This window comes from Corticimicrobacter populi (assembly GCF_003123725.1).
In the GTDB taxonomy this organism is placed as follows: domain Bacteria; phylum Pseudomonadota; class Gammaproteobacteria; order Burkholderiales; family Burkholderiaceae_B; genus Corticimicrobacter; species Corticimicrobacter populi.
In genome coordinates, this window is sequence record NZ_QETA01000008.1 from 24,579 (window position 1) to 39,645 (window position 15,067).

Sequence of the window (15,067 nt, forward strand, 5' to 3'; positions counted from 1 at the left end):
TTACGACAATCTTATCGTGCTGCAACGCAAAATCAATACGGGAAAACCAAGCGGCCTGTCGTGAAACAGGCCGCTTGGGTTTTACTTCCGGTTATCGCTGAGAGTTCAGCAGGGACAATCCCTGTATGCGCTGGAATGCCAACATGGAAGCCTCGAACGCATTGCTCTGGAAGAGCAGCATGCTGTACATCTCAACCATGTCCATTTCGCTGCTGCCTTCCAGACTGGTCATCTGGGCACTGTAGCTCAGAGCACGCAGGTTGCTGTTGGTATCAAGCGCCGTCAGTTCATTCATACGTGCACCGATGGACGCACGTATTGTCAGGACATTGTCGAAATTGTTGGACAGCTTGGCACCTGCCTCATTCATGGCATTGCGAAATACTGCGACACTGGCAGCATCATCCGTATCGACCTGATCCAGTGCATCGATTGCCTTTTTCAGGGTCGTGAACATATTCATGTCGACATCCGACGACACGATCGGTGCCACGGTCACGACATCGTTGCCTGTCCCGCCTGAACCGGGTTCACCCTCAAGCTGGATCTTGACATTGTTGGGCAGGGTCACCGTGACACCCGTCGATGCGTCATAGGCACCACTGATGGGAGGTACGACGGAAGTCGTGCCATCCGCCTGGCGAACATCATAGGTCCCCGCGACGCTGTCGAGCACGACCGTGTAGGTATTGTTGTTGGTGGCACCACCAGAAGGCAGCACCGGATGTCCCGCGACCAGAGTGGAGTTGGCCGTGCCGGCACCGGTGGCAACCGTCGCCACAACGCCGCGCGAACCGGGATTGGCCCGCTCGAAAATCTCGGAACCCAGGTTAGACGATGGCATCTGGCGAGTCTGGTCCACCTGGATCGTACGCGGCTGGTTCCCCCCCTGGTAATCACCCACCACCCAGCCATTCTGCACTTCGTAGGCAGGCGTCTGGCCCTGATTCCCGGAGAAAATGTAGTGCCCGTTGCCATCGGTGGCATTGGCCTGGGTATACAGGCTGGCATAGACCTCTTTCAACTCGGCGGACAGGGAGCGCAGATCGGACGGCGACAGGCTGCCATTGCCAGCATTCACCAACTTGGTGCTGACTGTCGTAAGCGAGCTGTAGACGCTGTCCAGCGCTTCAAGGGAGGTCTGCAGGTTGCGCTCGGCCACGTCGCGGTTTTTGCCATACTGTGTATTGACCGCCTGGCTCTGGCTCACGTTGATTGCCAGGGACGCCGCCAGAGGATCGTCACCAGGACGCAGCACACGCTTGCCCTGAGCAATCTGCTGGTAGAGTTGCGACATGTCCTTCTGCTTGTTGGTCATCGTGGCAGCACTGATGCTGTACATGAGCGAAGTACTGAGGCGCATGGTTATATCCTGGTTATTCCGTCAATCTTGTATATCTATTGGGCCAACCGCAATCAGTTGCGCAGTCCCAGCAATGTATCGAACAGTTGTGAACCGACATCGATAAGGCGAGCTGCTGCGCGGTACTGGTCAGAGAACTGCATCAGGCTCATCAATTCCTCATCCTGGTTGACTCCCGAAACATCCTGCTGAGCCTGCAGCCGCTGCGTCACCAGGTTCTGCTGGGACTTGCTGGCCGTGGTGACCTCCTGGGTCTTGACGCCAACCTTGTTGATCAGTCGGGAAAAGGCGTCATTGGGATTCAGGGATCCATTGCCCAGGATACGCTCGGTACGCAGCTTGGCCAGCAACAGGCCGTTTTCGCCATTGGTGGCCCCGCCGGAACTGTCGGCTGCCGCGATCTTGTCGGGCTCTGTAATGGCCAGTCCGAGATCACGTGCTCCCTGGCGCACCGGCTGAATCTGCCAGGAGTCTCCTGCACTGGCCGTTGCCGGCAGTGTGTACTGGACACCATCGACGACCATATTGTCCGTCACCGGGGTATAGGTCTGCCCTGTAGTGAGATTGGTCAACGTATAGTCGGTACCATCGTACTTGAGCTCGTAGTCGTGACCAGTCAGAGCCTGGTAGGCTGGCGTCGTACCGCTGGCAGCAAATTGGACCCCCAGGGACCCCGTGGTGGTGGCATTACGGCTGTTGGCCAGCGCAGTGGGATTTGCCACGTTGAAGAATGCGCCACCAGGCTGCCCAAAGGCATCCAATCCCTGCTCGTGTTGCTCATTGAAAGCAAGTGCCAGTCCCGTTGCCAGCCTGCCAAGATCATTCTGGACGGTATCGAGGGTATCGCGGCGGAAAGCCAGCAGCCCACCGAGTTGTCCACCCTTGATCAGGTTTTCCTTGATCTCGACCTGGCTGAATCCACCGCCAGTATTGGGTGAGGAATAGGCAATGACCAGACGCGACGGATCTCCCGACGAACGCACTGCGCTCAGCGGAAACACCTGTTCGCCAGAGAGCAGGGTCTGGCCGTTGCCAATGCTCAGGCTGAAATAGGAACCCTCTTCGGTGAACTGGACATCGACCAGTTGGTTGAGTTCACTGACCAGTTGATCGCGCTGGTCATAAAGGTCATTGGGATGCTGCCCATCGCGTGCCGTCGCCTTGGCAGAAACGATCTGTTTGTTCAGGTCGTTGATGCGCTCGACATAGCTGTTGATCTGCTCGACTGTGGTCTGAATCTGGGTATTGAGATCATCACGCTGGTTGCTCAGGAAGCGATTGGCTTCATTGAGCTGCGTGACCAGGCTTTGTGCCTGCCCCAGCATTTCCTGGCGGGTAGCGGGCATGCCGGGCTGGCTGGCCAAGGCATCCACACTATCGAAAAACTTGGTCAGGGCAGGATTGACGCCCGCCGTCTTGTCGGCAAGCAAGTCGTTGAGCTGGCCGATCTGGCCGGCATAGGCACCGTAGAACGACTCCGTCGAACGGGCCGATACCAGTTGGCGAAAGCGGAAGTCATCGTACTGGCGCACGACGCCATCGATCTGCACGCCGCGACCGATAAAACCATTGCCTGACAAGGTGGCACCCGCCGTGGAGGTCAGGGCCTTCTGACGATTGAACCCAACCGTGTCCACGTTGTTCAGGTTGTGGCCCGTGGTGTCCAGCTTGATGCGGGCCGCATTGATACCTGCCACGCCAAGGTTGTATAGATTCATCGTCTTGCACTCTTAATGTCTATGATCCAACACTATAACGGCACGCAAGGCGCATTATTTAGTGTGGGCCCATCTGGGCCATGACACGGATCAGCTTGTCCGCGTAGCGCGGGTCGGTTGCATAGCCTGCAGCCTGGACGGCGCGAGCAGCCTGATGCTCAGAGGTTGCTTCCATGACTGCCTGGTAGCGTGGGCTGCGACTGATCAAGCGCGCGTAATCAGCAAACGACTCCTCATAGGAATCATAGGCACGGAACGGCTGCATGACTTTCTGCGCCACACCGTCCTGGTATTCAGTCGTCATGACATGCACGACCTTGCCTTTCCAATTGCCCGTCGCCTTGATACCGAACAAATTATGGCTGCTGCGACCATCTGCATGGCGGATCTCCCGCTGGCCCCAACCGGATTCGAGAGCCGCCTGCGCCAGCATCAAGCGAGCCGGGACCCCACTATCCTCTGCAATATTACGGGCCTGCGGTGCCATGCGTGCCACGAAATCGACGACATGCTGTGGTGCCCCAGCGGCCAGGGCTTCGCTGACGGCCTGCTGACGCTGAATGCCGGCGGCACGCGGTACCCGGGTCTGCGCAGCCAGCTGTGGATCCTGCTGCGTCATGACATCCATCAGATTGGCCACTCCTGGCGACTGCACTTCGGCTTCCCAGGTACGCAGGTGACGATCATTGCCATCATGGACCGGCAGCGCATTCAGGAAGTCATCATCCTCGCCTGCCTGTCGGGAAGCATCCGCCAGCGCACCTGCAGGCAACCCTGATCCCATACCCTGTTGCATTTGCTGCAGGATGGCCTGAGCCAGCCCGATCCCGGGGTTGGAAAGATCCATGGCCAGTTGCTCATCACGCATGGACTCCAGCAACCGGGTCTGGTCACTGTCGAACAGCCCTTCGCGAGGTGTCGCCTCGCGCATGCGCTTGAGCAGGATGTTGAGGAACAGCGACTCGAACTGCTGAGCAACCTGCTGCTGCGCAGCCCGCGACTCAGGCGTACGTTGCACCGCCCCACGCAAGCTGTCGAGCTCGCGTACATCAAACACCATATTGGCGCGGTATTGCAGGGAATCCGATGAATCAATCGCCATGATCGCGTGCTGCCCGCCTTAGATGATTTCAAGTTCGGCGCGCAAGGCACCCGCCGTCTGCATTGCCTGCAGAATGGACAGCAGATCCTGAGGCGTGGCACCCAGGGCATTGAGTGCATTGACCACATCCGACAACCGGGTGCTGGTCTTGACCAGTTGCAGGCCACCACCTTCCTGACGCATGCTGATCTCGGTCTGCGGCACCACCACCGTCTGCCCATCGGTAAAGGGGGTATCAGGCTGGCTGACGGCCGCGCTACGATTGATGACTACTGAAATGTTGCCATGCGCCACGGCCGCTTCATCGATCGTGACATTGCGATTCATGACCACCGAGCCGGTACGGGCGTTAATGATGACCTTGGCCACCGCCGGAGCGCGCCGCACCTCGATATTCTCGAGCTGGGACAGAAATGCCGGCACAGCCGATGGATCAAGCGGGCCCCGGATCTGCACCAGTCGACCATCAAGCGCCTGTGCTGCACCAGAGCCGAAGCGCTGATTGATCGCGTTGACTACATTCTGAGTGGTACCGAAATCTGAATCCATCATTTCGAGATGGATCAGGCCGTCCTGGGCCAGCATGGTCGGCACGGGGCGTTCGACGATCGCGCCGTTGGAAATACGTCCACCGTTGAGCTGGTTGACCTGCACGCTGCTGCCCCCCGCAGAGGCACCGGCACCACCAACCAGCATATTTCCCTGGGCAATCGCATAGACTTGCCCATCCACCCCCTTGAGCGGCGTCATCAGGAGTGTACCGCCACGCAGGCTCTTGGCATTCCCCATCGACGACACCACGACGTCCAGCGTCTGGCCTGGACGGGCAAAGGCTGGCAGGGTCGTGGTCACCATAACGGCTGCAACGTTCTTGAGCTGCATATTTGTACCAGGCGGCACGGTAATGCCAAGCTGCGACAACATGTTGGTCAGGCTCTGCTGCGTAAAGGGCGTCTGACGGACTTGGTCGCCACTGCCGTCAAGCCCGACCACCAGTCCATAGCCAATCAGCGGATTGCCGCGCGCCCCCTGGACGTTGGCCAGATCCTTGATACGTTCAGGCGCAGCTGCAGCAGGCCCCGCCAGCATTGCGGAGAGCAGGATGGACGAGAGGCAGGCGAGAATTCGGTTCCAGGACATCATGGATCAGAAAGGCGAAGCTATCAGGAAAAAGCGCTGCAGCCAGCCCATGGTCTGTACTTCGTCCATGGTGCCCTTGCTGCGGTACTCGATGCGTGCATCGGCGACCTGGGTCGAAGATACGGAGTTTGTATTGCCATTGATCGTGCGCGGATCCACCACCCCCGAGAAGCGGACGTACTCACTGCCCCGGTTGATGGCGATCTGCTTTTCCCCGGCGACCTGCAGATTGCCATTGGGCAATACGCCGATCACGGTGGTCGTGATCGTGCCGGACACAGTGTTGTTGGCACTGCTGTTGCCTGTACCCTGTGCCTGATTGTTGCCTTCGAGGTCGGTATTCTGCCGATCCCCAAACGCACCTGGCAAAATGGCCGGGGTCGCGCCGAAGGTGACACCCACCCCTCCAGTACGATTGGTGCTCGTGGAAACACCCTTTGCTGCGTTGGTGCGCTCGTTGAGCACGATCGTCACGATATCGCCCGTGTTGCGCGGCCGGCGATCCTCGAACAACGGATAGTTGCCATAGGCAGAATTGCTGTAGATCGACCCATTGGGCACTCGCACCTCTGCCAACGGCGGTGGTGGCGGTGCCGTCAGCGGTCCCACCACGACGGGCTCGGGCGGCACCAGGGCACACCCACCCAGACCCAGAAGGGCGATCCCGCCCAGCAAGGCCAGACGGCGTACTGCATCACGCCACACCACTGCATTCCACACTGCGATCATGCCCGACACCCGCCTGTCTTACAGTTGCGTCAAGCGCGCCAGCATCTGGTCTGACGTCGAGACGGCCTTGCTGTTGATTTCGTAGGCCCGCTGGGTCGTGATCATGTTGACCAGTTCCTCGGCCACGTTGACGTTGGACGTTTCAAGGTATTCCTGTGCCAGCGTACCGGCACCATCGAGACCGGGCTGCAGGACATTGGCCGGACCGGACGAATCTGTTTCGAGATACAGGTTCTGGCCGATGCTTTGCAAGCCAGTCGGGTTGATGAAGGTCGCCACTTGCAACTGGCCTACCTGCACACTGGCACCTGCGGCACCAGGCTGGGTCACGGATACCGTGCCGTCCTTGCCGATCGTCATCGTCAGTGCATTGTCGGGAATATTGATCGGCGGCTGAATCACGTAACCACCGGCCGTGACAAGCTGTCCATTCTGGTCTTTCTGAAGTGCGCCATCGCGGGTATAGGCCAGCGTACCATCCGGCATCTCGACTTCGAAGAAGCCACGGCCCTCGATCGCCACATGCATTTCGTTACCCGTCTGATTCAGATTGCCATCAGTCTGAACCCGAGCTACGGCTACCACGCGCGCGCCCGTACCCAGCTGCAGGCCGGATGGCAACTGGTTGGCATCCCCAACCTGGGCCCCCGGCTGGCGCAGGGTCTGGTACATCAGGTCTTCGAACACGGCACGTGAGCGCTTGAAGCCATTGGTACTGACGTTGGCCAGGTTGTTGGAGATGACGTCCATCCCCATTTGCTGGGTTTCCAGCCCGGTCTTGGCAATCCAGAGCGAACGGATCATGATTGCTTTACTCCATTGGAGCCCGCAGTACGGGCATCAGTATTCATCAATTGGAAGGGGACAGAATGCCATTGGCGCGCTGAGCGTTGCCATCGGCGTGCTGGATTACCTTCATCTGCATTTCAAAACGGCGGGCATTGTTGATCATGCCCACCATGGCTGCGGCCGGATTGACATTGCTGCCCTCCAGAGCACCCGAGACAATGCCAATGGCAGGATCATTGGGTAGCGGTCCGGCAGCTTGTCCATTGGGCCCTGGCGGAGGACGGAACAAGCCATCATCACCCCGCACCAGCTCACCCGGACCAGCGTTGACACGCTTGATCTGCCCAAGCGCCACAACATCGTTTGGGGGGTCACCCGCACCCAGCGCCACCAGCGTCCCATCGGTGGAAAAGGTCAGACGCGCGCGTTCCGGGACATCGATCGGCCCACCGTCGGCAGACACCACCGGATAACCCTGGGTCGTACGCAGTACGCCGTCGACACCGACCTGGAAACTGCCTGCCCGTGTATAGGCTTCACCATTGGGCGTCTGTACGGCAAACCACCCCTGCCCGGCTACGGCCACATCCAGCTCCCGGCCCGTGGTCTGCAGCACTCCCTGCGAAAAATCCGCACCAGGGGTGGTCATGACGGTTGCCACACGAGTCGGCAACCCATCACCGACGATAGGCACAGCACGGTACGCCGCGATTTCGGCGCGAAACCCTGGCGTATTGATATTGGCCATGTTGTTGCTGAGGGCGGCCTGGCTCTCCAGGGACCGCGCCGCACCACCAGCCGCCGTGAACAGAATGCGGTCCATGCTCAGCGCATCGTGACCAGCGTCTGCATGATCTGGTCTTGCGTCTTGATCGTCTGCGCATTGGCCTGATAGGTACGCTGCGCGATGATCATGTTGACCAACTCCTGGCTCATGTCGACATTCGACTCTTCGATGGAGCTACCCTTGATGACGGCCAGGCCATTGGTACCCGGCTGCCCCAAGTTTGCAGGACCGGATGCCGAGGTCTCGACCCAGGCATTGCCGCCACGCGGTTGCAGCCCCTGCAGGTTGTTGAAGTCAGCCAGCGCCAGGATACCGATGACGCGGTTCTGGTCATTGGTGTACTTGGCCACGATCGTGCCATCGCGATCGACCGACACGCTGGCGTATTCACCAGTGGCATAACCATCTTGCAGCAGGTTGGCGCTGGCTTCGCCACCGAACTGGGTAGCGTTGTTGAAGTTCGTGGCGATGCTCAGCGGTGCTGCAGGCGAGGTCGTGCCGCCAGGCGTCGCGAAAGTCAGCGTCTGATTGCCGCCCGAGAGCAGCGTCCCTTCATTGTTGAAGGTCATCTGAAAAGATGCCGGCGTCATCGGGTCAGATCCCAGGTAAGGATAGACATCCCATACGCTGTTGCCACCAGCGGCATCGCGCTTGGCAAAATACAACTTCATGTTGTGGGCGTTGCCCAGCGAATCGTATACCGTGCGCTGTTCCGCCTTGGTGTAGGTGCTGGCATCATCGGCATCGAATACCGGTGTGGCAGGCACAACACTGGCATTCGCATCCAGCGTCAGCTTGGATGCCGTCAGCGTGGTCGTTGCGCGGGGAGCGATATTCTCAACAGGTACGACCAGCGGCACGGGATCCGTACCGACTGCCCCGCCCTGGTACCCCGTGAGCTGATGCCCCTGGATATTGACGATATTGTGGTCCTTGTCCTTGAAGAACTGACCGTTGCGGGTATACATCACGGCACCACTGGTATCTACCACACGGAAAAAGCCCTTGGGGCCATCGATGGCCATATCGAGCTCACCACCGCTACTGGTGATATTGCCGGTCGTGAAGCGCTGGCTCACACCCGTGAACTGCACACCCAGGCCCACACGAGAGCTGGCATATACGTCTGCGAAGGTAGCCGAGCCGGCCTTGAAACCGACCGTGCCGGAGTTGGCGATGTTGTTGCCAATGACGTCCAGATTCTGCGACGCGGCGTTCAGGCCGCTCAAACCTTGTCCGAAACCCATGATTGAACCTCTTGATTACCTTGATTGTTGGACCCTTCCAGCCTGGCATGACCATCATGTCGCTGCCGACGACATGATGGACTGCCCGACCGGACTCATTACATGATCTTGCGGATATCGAACAGGCTGACCTGCTTGCCCATGCCAAGATCCAGTTTCAAACCATCAGCGGTGTACACCACGCTGCGCACGCCACCAGCGGTGAGCGCCTCGGCAAGGACTTCCTTGCCTTCTGCATCCACAGCCGTGATCTTGACTTCATACTGTCCATCAGGGACAGCCTCGCCCAGATCGTTCTTGCCATCCCAGTCCACCGATACCACACCGATCTGCTGGTTCTCAAGCTCGATGGTACGCAGCACCTGTCCACTGGAATCCGTAATCTGCACCGTGGTTTTTGCCGCCGGGGCCATGAAATCGATGCCAAATTGCGTCGCCTCGCGCAGAGATGGGTCGTTCGGATTGCTGCCAACCTTGACCGCCGTGCCGGGAATCAGCACACTCTTGCCGATCAGGCTGGTAGCCTGCATCGACTGCCCGATATCGATCTGCCCGCTCAGCGACAGCAAGGTATTATTGAGCTGATTGATGCCATTGACCGTCGACAGTTGTGCCATCTGCGACGTGATCTGGTCATTGTCCATCGGGTTGAGCGGATCCTGATTCTGCAGTTGAGTCACCAACAGCGTCAGAAAACGGTCCTGGGTTTCCTTGAGAATAGCCTCGTTCTGCGCAGCAGCCAGCCGCATCGCGGCACCACTGTTGTTGACTACGGTATTGCTGGTATCTGTTGTCGCCATGAGGGAATCCTTACTCGGCTTGCGCCGTCTTACTGTCCGATCGTCAAGGTACGCTGCATCAGCGACTTGGCTGTATTGAGCACTTCAACATTGGCCTGATAGGAACGCGATGCGGCAATCATATTGACCGTTTCCGCTACGACATCCACGTTGGGCATGGCCACATAGCCCTGGGCATCGGCCATGGGGTGCCCAGGGTTGTATTCCATCCGCAGGGGAGATGTGTTGTCCTGAATCACACCGGCAACGGCCACGCCACCGACTTCCTGACCATAAGGTTGGCCTGCTGCAGGGGCAACCTGGAAAACGACCTGGCGAGCCCGATAGGGTTGCCCATCGGGACCTGCAACACTGTCGGCATTGGCCATATTGCTGGCCGACACATTCATGCGCTGCGACTGGGCCGCCATGGCCGAACCCGCGATATCGAAAATACTCATCAGGGGCATACTTTCAATCCTTTGTCATCATTGCGACTGCAGCGCAGACTGCAACGACTTGATCCGGCCCGACATGACGGTCAGACCCGTCTGGTAGCGCAGCGTGTTGTCTGCGAACTGCACACGTTCAACATCCATGTCGACCGTATTACCATCCAGGCTGGGCTGCAGCGGCTGGCGATACAGGAGCGTTTCGGGCCCGCCCGTGCTATGTGCCTTGGCCGGAATATGCCGCGAGGACGTCAGCGCCAGACTGACATCCGGCAGACGGCGGCTGCCTTCCATGGCCTGCTGCATCGCATCGCTGAACGAAAAGTCGCGCGCCTTGTAGCCGGGCGTATCGGCATTGGCAATATTGGACGACAATACTTCCTGGCGTTCTGCGCGCAGGCCGATGGCTTTCTGATGAAAGCCGAAATGCTCGTTGATGCGATCCAGTACAGGCATGGATACTCCGCTCAATCCCTTTTGTAACAACACCCTTTGCAAGGCATGTCTACTTTTACGACTTATGAATCTTACGTAGCCATTATGCAATGCAATCCCGCAAACAAGCCTGAATTTCCCCGTTTGTTTGAAAAATGCCTCATTGCCACCACTTCTACACTCGTTTCATGCTGATACAACGCCTGCTTGGAGCCCTCCTTTTCCTGGCCGCATGCCTACCCTTGACCGTCCGGGCCGCCCCTGCCGCCGCTGAGTCTGAATTAGCCACACGTATCCATGAGGCCATCGCATCCCATCTCCAGCAGGAAACCCAGAACCTGCCCGGACACATCGAAGTCGTACCCGAGATTCCCGACCTGACCCGTTACTCAGACTGCGATGAACTGAGCATCACACGCTCTGGCGGCTCGCGCCTGCGCAGCAGGATGTCGATCGGGGTACGCTGCCTGGCACCAACGAACTGGACACTGTACGTGCCCACCCAGATCAGCCTGATCGGCACCTACTACGTCACCACCCGGACACTGCAGCCTGGTGACGCTGTAACTGCCGATGCGCTTTCGCCACAGGAAGGCGAATTGCTTGGCTTGCCCGATGACGCCGTCATGGACCCGGCTCAGGCCGTCGAAACATCGGCACGCCAGCGTATTCCCGCTGGACAGCCGCTCCGGCTGGGCTCGTTGCGACATGCTGACTCCGTATTACGAGGCCAGTCCGTGCGTCTCATCGTCCGGGGCTCAGGATTTGTCGTCACCGGCGAAGGACAGGCGATGGCCGATGCCTCTCCTGGCAGCCGTGTCCAGGTGCGAGCAGCGTCAGGACAAATCGTGACCGGCGTGGTGCTGGATGCCAGGACTGTCGAGATTCCGCTCTGAAGGGATCCACCGGGTCCGTCAGTATCCAAGAATATTTTTTCACCTTTGTTACTCTAAAGAATCCCGCAATCTCTCCGTTATGTATGGCAAGACCCATGATCTGCCATACAATCGACGCGCAAGCGCTTGGAGATAACCGTGAAAGTTCTGCCTACACTCGCCTCAGTGACACCGGCTGCCGACCGGGCGCTGAACCGTGCGCAGTCGTCGGCGGCTGAATACGCCCGCTCCAATTCCGCCACGCAACACCAAGCCGGCCAGACAACAGCGCAAGGCAACAGCGCGCCGGTTACGCTGAGCTCTGCCTCGCGTGCCATCCTGGCCCAGCAGTCTCCTGCCCAGGATATCGACCAGGCCAAAGTCGCCCGAGTCCTCGCTGCCATCAAGGCCGGCGAGTTCAAGATCGACTCATCGCGGATTGCCGACAACCTGATCGACAACATCCGCGAACTCCATCGCTGACTACCATGACCGCAAACACGATCCAGGATCTCTCAACCGCGCTTTCTCAGGAAGCCGAATTGGTCGAACAGTTCGTGGATGTGCTGCTCCAGGAGTCCGACCTCCTGAACGGTGTCGACACCCTGCTTGAACTCAATCAGATCGCAGAAAAGAAACAGATCTTCGCCGATCGCCTCGAAGACAGCACAAGGCAGCGCATCGAGATCCTCCAGTCTCTCGGCCTTGCCGCCGACAATCCCGAATCGCCCTCTACTGCCGCACTTGAGCACGAAGAAATCAAGGCTGGCTGGGATCGACTGATGACAGCCGCCGGCAAGGCAGCCGAACAGAACCGTCATAACGGCATCATCATCAATGTACATCGACAGTACATTGATGATTCTCTGGCCGCCATGCGCAAAACGCAACGCAGCAACCAACTGTACGACGCACAGGGCAAGACCAAGGCGATACGCCAGCGACGGCCGGGTCAGATCGCTGGCTGAACTTCCCATGCCAAGTCGGCATGGGCTTGCTGCTGCCTTTGGAGACAGGCGTACCTAGACCGCCATTTCCAGAAATGCAAAGGTCTTGAGCAAGGCAGCCAGCGTATTCTTGCCCGATTGCGCCGGCGTCCATCCCGTCAAGCGTGTCACCAGTTCGCGAAATGGTGCTGCATGCGTCGTATGCGTCAGTTGCCAGGTCGCCGCGCCCAGCTGACCGGCCAGCATCGCACGCTGCAACCAGGCATCCTCGTTACCGACACCATCCAGCAAGGGCCAGGCCTGGGCCATGTACTTGAAACACACGCGAGCATGTTCATACTGCATCATCCAGACGGCCAGCATATCGGCTGACACTTTGATCTCCGGCATGTTGCTCAACCCGAACCACTGGTTCATCACCTGCCCAGTCTCAGGATTCAGGGAACGGATCACGACCAGCCTCAGCTCTGCAGGTGTGACATCGCTCACATGCCCCGCCTCGCCCTCGACAAGAGCCGCTTGCAACCAATTGACGCGAGCCTGCCCAATCAACAGAATATCACCGCTGCCCAGCCGGCCGGCCGGGGCCGCCCGCAACTCGGCCATACCGTCCGGGCGACGACGCAGTGGCACATATGCAAGATGATCGGCCAATTCGCGCACACTTGAGACCGCACCCTGAGCCGTCTGCAACTTGAGACTACCTGCTACCAGCATGAGCCACTTGAGATGGGGCATATCCAGAGCTTCCATCTGCGTCTGCGGCACCCGGTCGAACACATGTACAGTCGGCATGTGCGCCACGCCCTGCTGCAGCCAGGCCACTCGCTGCCGGAAAGCATCGTTGACATCCAGGGCCACCGGCATGTCGTGCGGTTCGCAGGCACTGAAGGATCCGTAGGGCATCAGCAATTGCTGCGCGGGTGTTGTCATGACCTGCCCGGTATCGCTCATCATCAGCGCGCCGGCCAGTGTCGTCACGGGCACGTTGGCTGCCAGGGATACGCGACCATGCAGCGCCAGCATATAGTTTTCGCATACCGACGTGTAAGCGTCGCGCGCCGTCTTGAGCCACAACTGCGCCAGCGACGCCACGCTGACCCGGCCATCACCAGGCAGATAGACCTGGTCGCGCCAGCTTTCCCGCGCCAGCCTGCTGGCACGGTCATAGGCGATCCAGTTGAGCGCCGCCTGATAGGCCGCCTCGGCCCCTTCCTGCCCCTGTTGCTCAGGTTGCCCCTGTGCCATCAGCCAGTGCAACACACGCTGTCGTTCTTCCGTACCCGGACCGCCCGGCCCACTTTCCGCAGCAGCCTGGACATTGCCCATCAGGGCCGCCAGATCTGCTTCGGCAGGTGCATAGAGGCCGGATTTTTCCTGACCCACCTTGGCAAGCGCGCGCTCCACGAGATCCATGGCATCAGGCAGGGTCAGGTCTTCGGGCACACGCTGGCCACCCGACACGTAATGGATGGGCACCCCATGACGGATCACTGCGTCCAGTACGGAACCGATATGCGTGGACTCGTCAACCTTGGTAATGATGCAGCCCCGCAGGGTGCTTTGTGTTTCCCCGCTCTCAGCGCGGACGGAAAAAGCATTCAGCACTTCCTCGAGGGTATCGCCCTGACTGGCGGCATTGAGCACGACCAGCCGCTGTACGCTGCGACCCGCTGCATCCAGCATGGCCAACTGGCGTTCAACCCCCTGGTCACGCTGACTCAGCCCGACATTGTCGATCAGCACGACCCGCTTGTCCTCAAGCCGCTGCATCAATGGCTTCAGATCGCCGTCGTGGCGCATCGGGAAAACCGGCACGCCCATGATCCTGCCATAGGTCTGGAGCTGTTCGTGTGCCCCGATCCGGTAGCCATCCGTCGTGATCAATGCCAAGGCATCGCGACCTTCCTTTTGTACCCAGCGCGCAGCCAGCTTGGCTATTGTGGTGGTCTTGCCGACTCCCGTGGGGCCCACCAGCGCATAGACGCCGCCCTGTCGCAGCACGGCGGTATCGTCAGCCACAACCTGCAGGCGGGCGGCAAGCTCCTGCCGCAGCCACCGGAACATGGCGACGTTTTCTGTCAGGTGCTCCGGCATGGCCGACAGCAACTCGCGTGTCAGTACGGTGCTGAAACCGGCCGCCAGCATATCGCGCATCAACGCTACCCGAGTGGGCGCACGCTTGAGGGTATCACCCCATACCAGACCATCCAGGCGACTGGACATGAGGTTCTGGAAATTGGCCAGCGCCTCTGCCATCTGTGCTTCGGCCTGCCCTGACGCTGCCGTCCCCGAGCGCCCGGCCTCTGCAGGTACGGACGCAGGCCGAACTGATTCCGCAGAGGCCTGTGCTGGTGCAAGATTCTGGGTTGGCTGTTCAGCAGCCTGAGCATAGGCAGCCATGGCGGGTGCGAAGCGCTGTGGCTGGACAATCGGCGCTGCAGGAACTTCCTGCGCAGGAGGAGCCACAGGGGCAGGACGCCCTTGCCACGGCGCAGCAGGCGCTGCATGTGCTGTCGGCGCAGGACGCGCTGGCGCAGAGGGTGCCGGCGTGACCTGCGTCACTTCGATCTCGTCGGCTCCGGTTGCCACCACTTCAATCTGGTCACCGACCCGCTTGCTGGAAATGATCAGGGCATGCTCACCCAACGCAGCCTTGACCTGCCCCATCACCTCCCGTGCCGTGGCACCGGTAAACCGCATT

Annotated in this window: 15 protein-coding genes; 3 read left to right on the forward strand and 12 right to left on the reverse strand. The window is 59.5% G+C overall.

Translation table 11 applies throughout. The features are described from left to right. Positions 1-91 precede the first annotated feature (91 nt). The 11 genes from flgL to flgB form a co-directional block, all read right to left on the reverse strand. Positions 92-1,363 carry a flagellar hook-associated protein FlgL gene (flgL, locus tag DD235_RS15310; protein ID WP_109062994.1) on the reverse strand — a complete coding sequence of 424 codons (1,272 nt, stop codon included), beginning with the start codon at positions 1,361-1,363 and terminating at the stop codon, positions 92-94. Between the two features lie 53 nt (positions 1,364-1,416). Further along, positions 1,417-3,081 (reverse strand): flagellar hook-associated protein FlgK, encoded by a 1,665-nt coding sequence (gene flgK, locus DD235_RS15315; RefSeq protein ID WP_109062995.1) that lies wholly within the window; start codon positions 3,079-3,081, stop codon positions 1,417-1,419. A 58-nt stretch (positions 3,082-3,139) separates the two neighbouring features. Continuing rightward, positions 3,140-4,183 (reverse strand): flagellar assembly peptidoglycan hydrolase FlgJ, encoded by a 1,044-nt coding sequence (flgJ, locus tag DD235_RS15320; protein ID WP_109062996.1) that lies wholly within the window; start codon positions 4,181-4,183, stop codon positions 3,140-3,142. Between the two features lie 18 nt (positions 4,184-4,201). After that, positions 4,202-5,323, reverse strand: a complete 1,122-nt coding sequence (locus tag DD235_RS15325; protein ID WP_109063105.1) for a flagellar basal body P-ring protein FlgI — start codon at positions 5,321-5,323, stop codon at positions 4,202-4,204. A gap of 6 nt (positions 5,324-5,329) precedes the next feature. Further along, positions 5,330-6,052 (reverse strand): flagellar basal body L-ring protein FlgH, encoded by a 723-nt coding sequence (locus tag DD235_RS15330; protein ID WP_109062997.1) that lies wholly within the window; start codon positions 6,050-6,052, stop codon positions 5,330-5,332. Between the two features lie 18 nt (positions 6,053-6,070). Next, entirely contained in the window at positions 6,071-6,856 is a 786-nt protein-coding gene (flgG, locus tag DD235_RS15335) for a flagellar basal-body rod protein FlgG (protein ID WP_109062998.1), read from the reverse strand. Between the two features lie 46 nt (positions 6,857-6,902). Further along, complete coding sequence (locus DD235_RS15340) at positions 6,903-7,664, reverse strand: flagellar basal body rod protein FlgF (RefSeq protein WP_109062999.1); 762 nt, start codon at positions 7,662-7,664, stop codon at positions 6,903-6,905. Between the two features lie 2 nt (positions 7,665-7,666). After that, on the reverse strand, positions 7,667-8,875 hold the full coding sequence (flgE, locus tag DD235_RS15345) for a flagellar hook protein FlgE (RefSeq protein WP_109063000.1): 1,209 nt from the start codon (positions 8,873-8,875) through the stop codon (positions 7,667-7,669). A 98-nt stretch (positions 8,876-8,973) separates the two neighbouring features. After that, positions 8,974-9,675, reverse strand: a complete 702-nt coding sequence (locus DD235_RS15350; RefSeq protein ID WP_109063001.1) for a flagellar hook capping FlgD N-terminal domain-containing protein — start codon at positions 9,673-9,675, stop codon at positions 8,974-8,976. A gap of 29 nt (positions 9,676-9,704) precedes the next feature. Next, positions 9,705-10,124 carry a flagellar basal body rod protein FlgC gene (gene flgC, locus DD235_RS15355; RefSeq protein ID WP_109063002.1) on the reverse strand — a complete coding sequence of 140 codons (420 nt, stop codon included), beginning with the start codon at positions 10,122-10,124 and terminating at the stop codon, positions 9,705-9,707. Positions 10,125-10,142: 18 nt separating this feature from the next. Continuing rightward, complete coding sequence (gene flgB, locus DD235_RS15360) at positions 10,143-10,562, reverse strand: flagellar basal body rod protein FlgB (RefSeq protein WP_109063003.1); 420 nt, start codon at positions 10,560-10,562, stop codon at positions 10,143-10,145. Positions 10,563-10,729: 167 nt separating this feature from the next. Here flgB and flgA point away from each other — a divergent pair, with 167 nt between their 5' ends. From flgA to DD235_RS15375, 3 genes are all read left to right on the forward strand, one after another. After that, complete coding sequence (flgA, locus tag DD235_RS15365) at positions 10,730-11,437, forward strand: flagellar basal body P-ring formation chaperone FlgA (protein WP_162300515.1); 708 nt, start codon at positions 10,730-10,732, stop codon at positions 11,435-11,437. Between the two features lie 138 nt (positions 11,438-11,575). After that, complete coding sequence (flgM, locus tag DD235_RS15370) at positions 11,576-11,899, forward strand: flagellar biosynthesis anti-sigma factor FlgM (RefSeq protein WP_162300516.1); 324 nt, start codon at positions 11,576-11,578, stop codon at positions 11,897-11,899. Between the two features lie 5 nt (positions 11,900-11,904). Beyond that, a complete protein-coding gene (locus tag DD235_RS15375) occupies positions 11,905-12,384 on the forward strand; it encodes a flagella synthesis protein FlgN (RefSeq protein ID WP_109063006.1) in 480 nt (159 codons plus the stop codon). Between the two features lie 54 nt (positions 12,385-12,438). Here DD235_RS15375 and flhF read toward each other — a convergent pair whose 3' ends face one another. Beyond that, positions 12,439-15,066, reverse strand: coding sequence for a flagellar biosynthesis GTPase FlhF (flhF, locus tag DD235_RS15380; protein WP_109063007.1), 2,628 nt, complete (start codon positions 15,064-15,066; stop codon positions 12,439-12,441). Position 15,067 lies beyond the last annotated feature (1 nt).